The organism is Christensenella tenuis, from assembly GCF_014287795.1.
Classification (GTDB): Bacteria; Bacillota; Clostridia; order Christensenellales; family Christensenellaceae; genus Christensenella; species Christensenella tenuis.
Genome location: NZ_JACOON010000004.1, coordinates 19,020 through 31,851 on the forward strand (window position 1 = coordinate 19,020; position 12,832 = coordinate 31,851).

The following is a 12,832-nucleotide window of genomic DNA, read 5'->3' on the forward strand; positions in this document are numbered from 1 at the left end:
CACACCTCTGTTTTCTATTGAATATGACGTCCCGGAATTATTCCGGCTGGTATCCCGTTGCTTCCCTCGCCACCTTTGTCCACAACTTGATGTTATTGAGCGCGTCATCCAGGCTGTCGTACGCGTTAAGCGCGCTGATTTTCATTCCTATTCCGCTTGCATCCGCTTCGCGGCAATCCCGCAGGATGCCTTCAATGCGTTTTGTCATGGATTCTCTCGTGCCTTCAAGAATGTCTTTTTGTGGATTCATGCAGATTTCAAGCGGCGTTTTCCCGCGGAAAGCCCTGCCCGCGAGCAAAGAAGACGTCCACGGCCCGACGTTGAACAGGTCAAGGCTGCTTAGCTTTGCAATTTCCGGCGCAAGGCCGCCCACATCGCCGCAGCTGTGCCAATAATGAAGTCCTCCGTGGAAATCGCACAGTTCCTGTTCGTACGGAAACACCTTATCCCGGTAGAGCTCTGCGGACAGTGTCGGACAACTGACTTCATCGTTATATAGGTTTGCTTTTAACACCGCATGCCCCAAATACTTTTCGAGGCCGCGAAACCAATCCTTGCGCGCATCCACAATATAGCGCATGAGCGCGTGATAAAACCCTTCATCCACAAGCATATCCACAAGCAGGTCTTCAAACCCCCTGATATATACCGCGATACCGAACGGGCTGCGAATCCATTCCGGAAAAAGCACGGTAAATTCTTCCCCGGCCAGCGCCCGCACCCGTTCATAGGTCTCAATTAATTTCGGCATTATGCCGCTTTGGAAGAAGTCGACCTGCGGCGCCTTTTTCAAATCCTCCATCGTGCGGATAACGGGCGTGTGGTCGAGCCAGGGGTCTTTATCGCCAAAGGTATAATAGCCAACCCCGAAAAGACTGCCTTCCAGCGCGCACGTGCCCCACATGGGGATATCCGCGGTGAGGAATGTATCGTCATCAAAATTTTTGAAACGGTAGATCATAATTTTCAGGTAATTTTCAAGATATACTTCCGCATTGAAATAGTATTCCTGAATATCAAACCCAATTATTTTGGCCCACGTCGGGTTTTGGATATCCGCCGTGATGGGAACGCAGCCATCCTTCCAACTGCCGTCGTTCTTTGGAGTAGGGCGGAACTGGTCGCGGCCACTGCGGGCGACATCTTTCCACATACTCCGGCGGCGTTTATTTTCGCCGCTGCTTAAAAGCGCCAAATATTCTTCTTTCATCTGTTCGATTTCCCTGCTTGCCATTTCGTTTTCCCCTGTTTTTTCAAGAGCTGGATTTTGAGCGCTGGAGGCCATGCCGCCGGTATGCGCCTCTTCCCCCTTTGTTTTCCGCTATTTTCCCAATCCTGATTTTATATTATATTTGTATATCTATTGTATACATACGAGGGCGTAAAAAGCGGCTCACATGCCAAAAAACTGATTGATATCTATCTTATGATGACTGAATTATTGGTAAAAATATGCCGGAATGCACGTTCGCGCGAGCTTTCGATATGTTTTTCCATCTCCTGCGCCGCTTTATCGACATCGCCGTCGAGCATGGCTTCCAAGATAATTTGGTGCTGCTGGATCGTAATTTTTACGTCCTCGGCACTGCGCGTAGAAAGCACACGCACCCTTTTGTTGTGTTCGTACAGATTTTCCATCATTCTGCTGAGATAGGCGTTATCCGCATACCGCAGCAAAATACTGTGCAGGTCTTCGTCTTCACGGACAATCTGGTCATAGCTTTTTTCGTTAAAGTCCTGCATTTTTTCCTTGAGGTCGAGCAGCACCTCTTTGGGAATATTTTCAAAAGCAAGCCGTACCGCAAACGGTTCCAATACTTTACGGATGCTGTAAATATCCGCGACATCCTTGACTGTAATTTCCGCGACAAACATTCCCCGGCGCGGAAAAATATTAATCAGGCTTTCCTTGCACAGGGCGTTGATCGCCTCGCGAAAGGGCGTACGGCTGATACTGAGTTCTTCAATGATCTCTTTTTCGTTCAACATCTGTCCGGGCGGGTAAACCCCATTCAGGATTCTTTCTTTGATGACGTCATACGCCTTTTCTTTCAGGTTCATATTCCTTCCACTCCGTTTCAGATGTTTACCTTTACAATATCATAAATTTTACCTTTTGAAAACCGCAGCGGGCACACTTATCATTTGCCCTGTCCGCAGGAAACGCGCCGCATTTTGCGCAGCACGGACGAGAGCCCCGCGCGCATCCGTTTTTACTTCTTCCCATGGCTTGATTTCGCTCACACAGGAAATGGCTGCATCGATACCCGCGCTATACACTTTTTCATATCCCGGTTTCAACTGCCCCGCAACCGCAAGCACCGGAACCCGGCAAAGCTTCGCGTAAGCGGCAACTCCCACCGGTGTTTTGCCGTTGACAGTCTGCCCATCCATGGTTCCTTCGCCCGTGACGACCAAGTCTGCTGTTTGGACACGCTTTTCCATCCCTGCCGAGGCAAGCACCGTTTCAATGCCTGGCTGTACCCGGGCGTTTAGCAGGGCCATCAACCCAAACCCAAGGCCGCCTGCCGCACCTGCGCCCGGCAATTTTGCAAAATCTTTTCCTGTTTTCAGGCGGACTACTTCCGAAAAATGCCGCAGCGCGCCATCCAATTTTTCTGCCGTTCCTTCATTCACTCCTTTTTGCGGGCCATAAACATAGGTTGCTCCATTCGGCCCGCAGAGCGGGTTGGTTACATCACAGGCAGCAATCACTGTGCAATTTGCAAGGCGCGGATCCATACCTTTTTTATCGATTTCTTCCAGATCCCGGAGCGCGAGGCCCCCGGGTTCCAGTTCGTTCCCATTCCGATCCCTGAAACGAATTCCCAGCGCCTGCGCCATACCTGCACCGCCGTCGTTGGTGGCACTCCCGCCAAGGCCCACGATAATTGTTCCCGCGCCTGCGGAAAGCGCGCATTTGATTAACTCGCCTACGCCGTATGTGGTGGAGCGGCAGGGCGCGCGCAGTTTCCCTTCCAGGAGTGGAAGCCCGGCTGCAGCAGCCATTTCAATGACCGCGACATCTCCGGCCATACCCCAGTGCGCCTGCACGGGCTCTCCCAATGGTCCTGAAACCGTTTCACTGAAGATCTTTCCACCCATGTTCCGCATCATGGCGTCTGTCATCCCCTCGCCGCCGTCCGCAACGCACACGACATCCGCCGCCGTATCCGGAAAGACTGTGAGGAACCCTTCTTTTACCGCCTCACCCGCTGCAAGGGAACTGAGCGTCCCTTTAAAAGAATCCATGGCGATAACGATTTTCATATCAACGCTCCGTCAGCGGCACATAAAGCCGCCGTCCACGGGAATGACTGTTCCCGAGAGATATTCCGAGGCATCCGAAGCAAGGAATACCGCGAGACCCTGAAGATCCTCCGGCGTGCCCCAGCGTCCTGCCGGAATCCGTTTGGTGAGTTCATCGATCTGCCCGGGGACTTCACGCATCGTTTTGGACATTTCGGAAATCATATAGCCCGGCGCGATGGCGTTCACATTAATTCCTTCGCCCGCCCACTCGTTGGATAAAGCCTTGGTGAGCTGCGCAACGCCGCCTTTGCTTGCCGCATATGCGGGCACGATAGTCCCTCCGAAGAATGAATTCATGGAAGCGATATTGATAATCTTCCCATATTTCTGTTCCAGCATAACCTTTCCCGCCTGTTGACACATAAAGAACACCGCGGAAAGATCGATTCCGATTACTTTGTCCCACGCGTCCTTTGGAAAATCCACGGACGCGCAGCGGTATTGAACGCCCGCTCCGTTTACAAGGATATCAAGGCGGCCATTCAGCTTTGCAAGGGCTTCCTCAAACGCGCGGCCGATGTCGTCCGCGTCGCCCATATCTCCCTGAATGCCGAACCCTTCGATTTCACGCGCCGCTTCGTTTACGGTATCCAGAAGGTCTACCAACGCCACGGTTGCGCCCGCCTCGTGCAGCGCTTTTGCTATTCCGAAGGAAAGTCCCCGGGCCCCGCCCGTTACGAGCGCATTTTTACCTGTAAGGTCGAATTTTGAAAGAATTCCCATTTGAAGGCCATCCTTCTTTTATTGGTTCACAATGTTGACCGGGTTCCCGGCCAGATACTGCCGCAGGTTTTCCGCCGCAATCTCCATCAGCCGTTCCCGCGATTCCTTTGGCGCCCATGCGATATGAGGCGTAATAATAACATTTTTTGCCCGCAGCAGGGGATTCTCCGCCCGGATTGGCTCGGTAGATACGACGTCTACAGCCGCCCAGCCCACCCGGCCCGCATCGAGCGCCGCCGCAAGATCCGCTTCATTGACCAATGGTCCGCGCGATGTATTGATGATAATAACGCCCTTTTTCATCTTCGCAATATTCTCCTGGTTGATCATTCCCGTATTTTCCGGCGTAAGCGGACAATGCAGTGAAATCACATCCGATTTTTCCAACAGTTCATCCAGGGCGGTATAATGCAGCGTATCGCTTTTCAGCTCATCCAGCTCGTATACATCGTTGACAAGAACATTCATTCCAAGCGCCTGCGCCACCCGGGCAAAGCTTTGCCCAATCCGGCCGAATCCAATGATCCCAAGCGTCTTTCCCGCAAGTTCGACCAACGGATAGTTCCAAAAGCACCAATCTGCATTATCCTGCCATTTCCCTTCTTTTACCGCTTCGCTGTGCGCGCCGATATGGTGGCATACTTCAAGCAGCAACGCGGTCGCAAACTGTGCTACAGCCGCCGTTCCATAGGTGGGGATATTGCTGACGAGAACGTCCTTTTCCTTTGCGTACGCTACATCCACAACGTTAAAGCCCGTTGCCAGTACGCCAATGTATTTTAACTTTGGCAGCGCATCCAGCACTTCCCGCGTAATAGGCGTTTTATTGGTAAAAATAATTTCTGCATCCCCGGCGCGCTCAATGATGGGCGCAACATTTCCGGGATCGTAAGAGGTGCGGTCATACACCGTAAGCTCCCCTTGCGAAGAAATCGGTTCCCATGAAATATCTCCCGGATTTTCCGTATATCCATCCAGCACAACGATCTTCATTGCCATTCCTCCCTTTTTTCGTTCAAAGCTTTGCCCATGCCTCGTTCAGCACACGCTTGCCATTCGCAATCACGACCTCCGGGTCTTCCCCCGCCCATGGCTTTACTTCAAAACTCATCAGCGGACGGTCAAATTTTTCAAAATATCCAAGCTCCATCAACGCCCTGAGGAAAGCCGCTACTTCATCCGCCCCGTTGACGGAATTTGGAAAATTGAAACGCGGATGCGCATCGCCGTAGGCATCCATAGAAGGATCGCCGATTACGCAGCTCCCGATATGGGCGTGCGTAATATAGTCTTTTACCGGATAAAGGGATTCCTCGATCGTCTCGTGCAGTTGAGGAATATGGCTCAGGTCCACAACCAAGCCAAAATTATCATACTGCGCACGCATGTCTTCCGCAAAACGCTTTGCCATAGCGGCCGGGCCGATGATGGACCTTTTATCCACATCATAATCAAACACTTCCGTTTCCACCCGCAGGTTTCCTTTTTCCTTTGCATATGCGCACAACTCACCCGCCGATTTCAGCAGCGCCCGGTAGGATTCTTCCTTTGTTGCCTCTTCATATTTTCCTGCCAAAAAGGCAAACCCCTGCGCGCCGATTTCATAGGCTTCGTCAATCCCCTCCTTAAGGCTTGCAAGTGCGGTAAGGCGCATTTCTTCATCAAGGGAGTTAATGTTATATCCCGTGGTCAAAAGCCGCGGCTGACCGCCATACGCAACAGTAAGCCCCGCATGTCCAAGCATTTCCGCCGCCTGTTTCCGAACCTGCGGATTCTTGATCCAGGTGACTTCTATCGCATCAAAATAATCGTCCACCGCTATTTTTTTCATCGTCTCCAGAACGGGGCCTTCCCCTTTCATGCATTCCGGGAATGCCATAAAATGGATAAGCCCGACTTTCATATACTTCTTGATTGATTCTTTCATTTTATTTGCTCCTTGTGTTTGCGATACTGGCTTAAGATGTTTGACCGCCTGATCCATTAAAGAATTTCGTTTGTATACAAGAAGTATACATTAAAGTTTTTTTAAATGCAAGCCCTAATTTACAATTCCCGCAAAATATTTTCCGCATGCCAAAATCGGATAAAAACCATGCTCAACAAGAGCCATATACAATAAGCGCTCCGCTGTGAACCTGAAAACAAAGAGCCTACATCTTCATTAAAAAGAGAAAACAAAACTTCCGGCAGGAATAGGCTAAATCCAAACAAAATCAGCCGGCGAATTATCGAAACATAGTTGAATTGATTCGAAGTTTCATAAAATTCTATCCAGTAGGGCACCCTGAACACAGTGCGCTATTGAGATTACAGGGATGAGGCTGCATGAAAAAACGGCCAGACTCCTTTGGGAAACAGGGTCTGGCCGTCTCATCTTTTGATTTTCTCAGCGATATCTTTTCTTTGCGGGGTTCAAATTCGTAAGAAAGCGCCACCGTACTTATATCAACTTTCTGCGATGCCGAAATCCCCGCTGCATTTCATTCTTCCCAAGGTCCAAAGCCGGTTCCTTGCGGAATCAGTATTAACAATAGTAGCCCATCAGATCCAGAAAGTCAGGACCGGCAGACGCCAAGCCTATAAGCAGGGCTGCAAACATAATACAGAAAACTACTGCAAGAGCGGTTGCAGCAATGCCGCATATAAAGCCAGCGGGCGCCGTGCCCATCTGGCCTGCCGGCAACTTTTTCCCGGTCATGTTCCCAAGCACGACTTCAACGGCACCGGAAACGACGGCCCGAACGGAGCCATGCACATTACGATACCAAGGATGCCGCAGACCATCGCACCGGCACCAAAATCCTTGGGCCGTGTTATCCGGTATCTGCTGGTACTGCGGCTGTTGATATTGCACCTGGTAAGGCTATTGCATCTGCTCACATCATTTTTCGTGCCGCAATAGGGACATATATTCATTGTTCCATCATATTACCGGCGGCACTGCCTGCATTCCATTCATTTCCTTTCGCTATCAATACCAATACCAGGGATTTGTCACCGCACTCCAAACAACGCCAACCAGTATGGTCATTATAAGGGCAACTACAAGACCGATAATTCCACACACAAGGCCCGCTGTCGCCATTCCATTCGGCGCCTCTTTCCTCGACAAAATGTAGAAAATAATTGCCAGTGCATTGATCACAAGGCCAACAAATGGAACCCAGCAAAGAATAAGGCCAATGATTCCACAGACCATAGCCGCGATGGACATTCCCTTCGGCCCTTGCGGCTGCTGCCCGTATTGCGGCTGGTAAGCCTGCTGCGGAGGCTGATACTGCGGCTGCCCTTGCTGTTGATAGGGCTGCTGGGGCTGTTGTTGATAAGATTGCTGTGCCTGCTGCTGCGGAGGCTGATATTGCGGAGGCTGCTGTTGCGGCTGTTCCGGTTGCTGTGGAGGCTGATATTGCGGCTGTTCCGGCTGCTGTGCCTGCTGCGCCTGTTGTTGGGAAGCGTTCCCGCAATAGGGGCAAGCGGCCATATTGCCGTCATACTCCTGATGACATTTTTCACAAATCATAATTCATATACTCCCTTCTTGTATTCCCTTTATTTATAACACATTTATCCCGCATTATCAAAGAAATATTCTTAAGATTTTCTGACAAACAGGAGCCGGAATCCTTAATTCGTCTTCTGCCGGCAGAAAGACCGTATATCCTTAGCTTAACAGTGATAAGGAAGTATTTACAACAAAATTATCACTAGCGCTGACAGACAGATTTGCAAACAGAAACAGAGAGTTAATCACTTTCAAAAGTGGTTGGCTCTCTGTTTTTCTATCTCCGCATTGTTACACAGTAGAATGCCATTTTCGAGGGAAATGGGAGAAATCCCTCACTCTTGGTGTTTTCGTGTCTGTAAGCCGCTTAAATCAAAGCTTTTTCAATCACTGCAGTGTAACATCATTCCCATAGTTTATCAAGAGCATAAGCGGTTTACTGCTTATGTCCTCTTGACTACCTTATGAGTGGTGCAGGCGCTTTGTCATACGGCGGCACAGTATGTGCCTTTCATTTCACCGTTGACAATGACGACTGCCTATGCTATTTTAGTATTTAATGTTAAAATTCTAATTCCTTAGCAATTTGTTCTTTGATTAACACTTCTCTTGCTTCAAGAAAAGCAAGAAAATTTTCAAATGTAGGTTGTATATCAGGAATTAACTGTTTTTGCTTATAGTTTGAAAGCGACGCACTATCTTTATATGTTTCCTTCAACCATTCCTCAAAAGGTTTATTTTTCTTTTCACTGTTAGGAATACTCTCTAACAACTGAAGATTACCGATATAATTTACATTCTCAATGTACTTGTCGATATCATCAGCGCTCACTCCAAAGGTTTTCAGTTTTACTTTTGTAAACAAACTTTTAGGGTAGATATGGTCTATATGAAAATTATTCTTTAGGTCTGCCCACGGATATAGTATTGACATAATAACCAACAAATTACCTTGCCCATACTTAGTATAAAGCAAATCATCAATTTCATCATTATTAAATACAAGATTGCGATTTCCGCCACGAAAGTGTTGAGCAATTTTATCCAACGGAAAACTATTCGGATTGGATTTAATAATCTCTCTTATTGGTTTCAAAGCACCATCAGGTGCAAAACTAAATACCCTTTTCAGCAAAGTGGCTACAAGCCATTTTTTCACCAAAATCCTGTCAACTGCATAGGTTTTTGATACGGAATAATTGGTAGGAATACCAATTGTCTGCAAATAATAGGCAATAGGAATAATCACATTATTTGATGTAAGATTTTCCATACTAAATCCAAAAGAGGCGATTAAGTGAACCGCTGCCCTGATTGCATTTGTAATATTTTCCCATCTATCTTCAATGACTAACATATTTGTTTTATTAAAGTTATCAACTTTGAACGATATATCAGAAAAATCACATAGTACTAAACACGCTTTCAAAACAAGGTCTTTTGATATATTAAAGCCATTTCCGATGTCATTGATTTCATCAACAAATTGATTGATTTCTTCTCTTGCATCACGCTTTTCCCACTGCGCAGTTGCAAACGATAGTAATAAATCCGAATAGCTTAAAGTAGTACCTCCGCTATTTACACGAATGAAAATATTAAGGACTTTATCTAATTCGACACTATTTTCTAAGTAATAACTAATAGTATGAGTTACATGAATTACATTGAACAATTTAGTAAGTGTACGGTTGGCAAACTTTACCTTTTCCTTATCTTCTGGTTTTTGAACAATATTCAAATCATGGTCTGTCAAATATTCCATAACCTCATATGGTTCTTTCATATCCAAAATATCTCCAACAGGAAACCAAAAACAACGCTCATCATTTTCTTCTGCTTCCGCATCTGTGAGAAATTGAAAATCATATTTCAAATCAACATCATCAGCAGGACAAAGTAGATTTAGATACAATTTTCTTTTTGGATAAGCAGCAGGATTGTCACGCCTTTTATAAGAAATTTTATATGCGTATGTACCTTTTAAAGCAATATATAAAGAAGTTAATCTTTGTTGTCCGTCAAGTACCGCCATAATATCTCCTGAGCCTTTTGTATCTGCTTTGGAATTATGCCGTCCATCCTTTTGATGATATTCTCTTAAAAATTCATAGAACTTGAACTCATTTGTTTTATCTTTTGGTACTTTCCAAAATAAAAATGAATTGATGGGATAGCCACGCATAAGACTATCAAATAACATTTCAATTTGGTCTGTTCCCCATACAAATTCTTATTGGATAGAGGGCAATAAATATTTTTTGCTGTCTATTTCTTGTATGACATCGGCGATTGTTAATGCTGTCTGATATGACATAACAGATTTCCTCTCTCTTTATTAAAACATGATATAAATCTTAATTCAAACTTTATAGCAAATATATTACCATACTGCTGTGAACAAATCTACTATTTCGCCCGTTTAGCTACCATTATACATCTTGAAAAATACAGATGTTATTTGGTATTTTGAAGCCTTTTCCATAATAGGGAGTAAAATGGAAAAACTCAAACTTTTTTGAAAATCCTTTTCAAATCTTCGGTGCAATTGTCCCGCATGATGTTGTAGATAGTGAGAGGAAAATCAGCGGGTTTGGGGCACTTCCCAATAAACAAAAAATTCCCATTATCGGTAGACAAAAGAGAGCAATTTTACGGAAAGAATACCCCATTCCTATGCTTGCTATTCAGTTCCAACTTCAAGAAACTACGAGAGGACGGGAAAGGAAACGAGATCATGAACGGTTTTTGAAGCTATCCGTAGAATACAAAGCAGAGTAGAAAAAATTGATAGAAAAGATAGCGGCAGAACGGAAAGAAGCCAATAAACAGGAAAAGACGGTATAGCCCTTGAATGGGGCTATACCGCCTAATTGGAAGATAATACTTCCTTATAACCCAAAAGCCTTATGATATGCGGCTTTTCCATCCAGATTTTCGACGAATGGCAACGGCTTTCCTAAAGGCTGTTTCCGGCAGTTCAAAATCCATACTTCGGGCATGCCCGCAAGGCCTGCCGCATCTTGCGGAAAACGGTTCTGCGCTATGTTGGCATTGCAGCCGGTACCACAAGTGCCGAAGTTTCTCCGCGGAATTTTAATCCGCCGGACACACTTTTTTTACGGTTTTGTTATGGTTTGATCATAAAACGGCCATAAACTGAAACGTAAGAAAACGCGCAGAAGCGCGGTAACTATACTGTAAAGGGAGATTTGTTTTGATGGACGAAAATTTCAAAAGTAACGAGCCCGTACAGGGCTCTGCAGCCCCGGCGCAAGAAAGCCAACAGCCGGAATGCAGTTCCGGCAGCCCACAGCAGCCGGACAAAAAGGTATGGAGCGGCAAAAAGGTTTCCACGGTCATTATTTCTGCAGTTGCAATTTTTGCAATTGGTTTTGCGGGTGGAATCACCGCAAATGCCGTTGTCCAGACCGGACGGGATATCTCGGCCAAGGTGCTGGACCGCTCCGGTATCTCCCGCGGGCACGATTGGGACGGACGGCAGCCCCAGGCTGATGCAAATGACCGCGGCGAAGAAAGCGGCAGCCAGGATGAATCCCGCAGCAAAGACGGTTTGGATTTTTCCGATGACCAGCAGGACGGCGGAACCGCACCGGACACAGGGGAAGGCCAGGAGGATTCCGGGCCCCGGCAGGATAAAAACCAAGATAGGGACTCCCTCGATTTTGGTGACAGCGGATCAAACGGCAGAGACAGATTGTTTCAAGAAGGCTGATCCTCTATCGAAAACAGAAAAGAAAAGATTGGCTTTTGGAGCCAGTCTTTTCTTTTCTGTTACAGGATATCTACGCCGCCCACCATATATTTGATGACGGTGCTGCCCTCTTCTTCCACATAGAGGGAAACGACAATATACTTGCCATCCGTCTCTGAATCTTTCGTTAACTGGTAATATTTGCCATTTTCCTGCTCAATTGCATCTTGCTGGATTGAGAATCCATGGCTTGCAATTAACTCGAGCATATAATCCACCGCTTCCCGTTCCGTAATACTTCCCGGTTCATAGGTTACGGTCGTACTCTTTATATCATTTTCCGTATTTGTTTCTGTTCCTGTGATCTTCTTTTCACCGATAATTGAATATAGGGAGGGAATCTCGTCTTCCCCGACCTTAATGCTCTGCGCCGTACTCGATACGCAGCCTGCCATAAAAAGCATTGCCGCGGCAAGGGACAAAATCAGTATTGTTTTTATTTTTTTCATGCCTTTCCTCCATCAATGATTTATCAAAAAATTATACCATTACCCTCGAAAAAGCGCAATCTATCCCGTGATATGCATCGCCATAATCAACACCGTCATCAATACGGTGCTGATGACAATCGCAAAAGAGTTGATCATGCCCGCAAGAGCCACGTTTCCCTTGCAGCGTTCTGTAAACACAGGCGCCATGGATGCGATCGGCCCACACACCAAAATCGCAAGAACCTGCCTAACCTCGAGAGGAAAGGGTGTGCAAAAATAAAGCAGGCAGGCAAACACCGCCGCCATTCCATAGCGCCAAGCAAGCGTCTTGACCGCATCTTTCAGATATTGCTTATCCAAGGTAAGCTCAAACATCATTCCTATCATCAGCATTGCGACAAAAGCGTTCGCCCCTCCGACTGTGGAAGCAACATTGACGACAAACTCCGGGAGCTTCAGCCCCGCCATGACGATAGCAAACATCAGGATATACACAAGCAGCGGCACGGACGTAGCAAGCGCCTTCAGCGCCCGTTTAAGCCCCCCTTTTTCCGTACCGACCACACCCTGCGCCAATGCATACGAGCCGCCCGTACACATAATGGAATTTCCCACATCAAACATGCATGTGACAACCACGCCATATGCGCCAAGGAAATTTTGTATAAAAGGAAGGGCAAAGCAGCCGATATTATATCCTGTAAAATTAATCATATAAAAGGCTTTTGTGCAATTATCCCGTTTCCGTGCGACCAGATAGCCGACGCCCGCCATAATCAGATTGCACGCAAGGCCGATCGCCACCACCCACAGGAGGGAAAAATCAGGGCTGAATTTGGAAAAGCTGGTGATGACTGCGCCGGGCAGCGTAATATTAAGAGCGATTTTTGAGATCAGTATATAATCCTTGGGTTTGAAAAAACCAATTTTTTTCAGCGTATAGCCAAGTACAATGATGCAAATAAGCCCCAGCGCTTTTAATAATACCTCAAGCATCCGGCCAACACTTCCTTTCCCCCCTCAGGTCATACCCGTATATTATATACCTTTTGAAGCGCGCGGCGCAACATAAGCGGCTTCGCCTTT

The 12,832-nt window shown here is 46.8% G+C and carries 11 protein-coding genes and 1 pseudogene; 1 reads left to right on the forward strand and 11 read right to left on the reverse strand.

The features are described 5' to 3' along the window. Window positions 1–37: 37 nt before the first annotated feature. The 9 genes and pseudogenes from H8S18_RS07705 to H8S18_RS14825 all read right to left on the reverse strand — a co-directional run. On the reverse strand, window positions 38–1,234 hold the full coding sequence (locus tag H8S18_RS07705; protein ID WP_186857734.1) for a uroporphyrinogen decarboxylase family protein: 1,197 nt from the start codon (window positions 1,232–1,234) through the stop codon (window positions 38–40). Window positions 1,235–1,419: 185 nt separating this feature from the next. Then, a complete protein-coding gene (locus H8S18_RS07710; protein WP_186857735.1) occupies window positions 1,420–2,061 on the reverse strand; it encodes a GntR family transcriptional regulator in 642 nt (213 codons plus the stop codon). A 48-nt stretch (window positions 2,062–2,109) separates the two neighbouring features. Beyond that, entirely contained in the window at window positions 2,110–3,270 is a 1,161-nt protein-coding gene (locus H8S18_RS07715; protein WP_186857736.1) for a glycerate kinase family protein, read from the reverse strand. Window positions 3,271–3,282: 12 nt separating this feature from the next. Next, window positions 3,283–4,035, reverse strand: coding sequence for an SDR family oxidoreductase (locus H8S18_RS07720; protein WP_186857737.1), 753 nt, complete (start codon window positions 4,033–4,035; stop codon window positions 3,283–3,285). 18 nt (window positions 4,036–4,053) lie between these two features. Further along, window positions 4,054–5,028, reverse strand: coding sequence for a D-2-hydroxyacid dehydrogenase (locus tag H8S18_RS07725; protein ID WP_186857738.1), 975 nt, complete (start codon window positions 5,026–5,028; stop codon window positions 4,054–4,056). Between the two features lie 22 nt (window positions 5,029–5,050). After that, a complete protein-coding gene (locus tag H8S18_RS07730) occupies window positions 5,051–5,962 on the reverse strand; it encodes a sugar phosphate isomerase/epimerase family protein (protein ID WP_186857739.1) in 912 nt (303 codons plus the stop codon). 1,047 nt (window positions 5,963–7,009) lie between these two features. Continuing rightward, complete coding sequence (locus H8S18_RS07735; protein WP_186857740.1) at window positions 7,010–7,558, reverse strand: DUF4190 domain-containing protein; 549 nt, start codon at window positions 7,556–7,558, stop codon at window positions 7,010–7,012. Between the two features lie 544 nt (window positions 7,559–8,102). Then, window positions 8,103–8,897 carry an HNH endonuclease family protein gene (locus H8S18_RS14955; protein WP_330598759.1) on the reverse strand — a complete coding sequence of 265 codons (795 nt, stop codon included), beginning with the start codon at window positions 8,895–8,897 and terminating at the stop codon, window positions 8,103–8,105. A gap of 189 nt (window positions 8,898–9,086) precedes the next feature. Then, window positions 9,087–9,761, reverse strand: a pseudogene (locus tag H8S18_RS14825) (GmrSD restriction endonuclease domain-containing protein); the annotation flags it as partial. 996 nt (window positions 9,762–10,757) lie between these two features. Here H8S18_RS14825 and H8S18_RS07745 point away from each other — a divergent pair. Beyond that, the gene (locus tag H8S18_RS07745) at window positions 10,758–11,276 is read left to right on the forward strand and encodes a hypothetical protein (RefSeq protein WP_186857741.1); all 519 of its coding nucleotides are present in this window, start codon (window positions 10,758–10,760) and stop codon (window positions 11,274–11,276) included. Between the two features lie 59 nt (window positions 11,277–11,335). On the opposite strand, the gene H8S18_RS07750 is transcribed toward H8S18_RS07745, so the two are convergent. Beyond that, a complete protein-coding gene (locus tag H8S18_RS07750) occupies window positions 11,336–11,764 on the reverse strand; it encodes a hypothetical protein (RefSeq protein WP_186857742.1) in 429 nt (142 codons plus the stop codon). 60 nt (window positions 11,765–11,824) lie between these two features. Continuing rightward, window positions 11,825–12,742: an AEC family transporter gene (locus tag H8S18_RS07755; RefSeq protein ID WP_186857743.1), complete on the reverse strand. Its 918-nt coding sequence runs from the start codon at window positions 12,740–12,742 to the stop codon at window positions 11,825–11,827. Window positions 12,743–12,832: the final 90 nt, after the last annotated feature.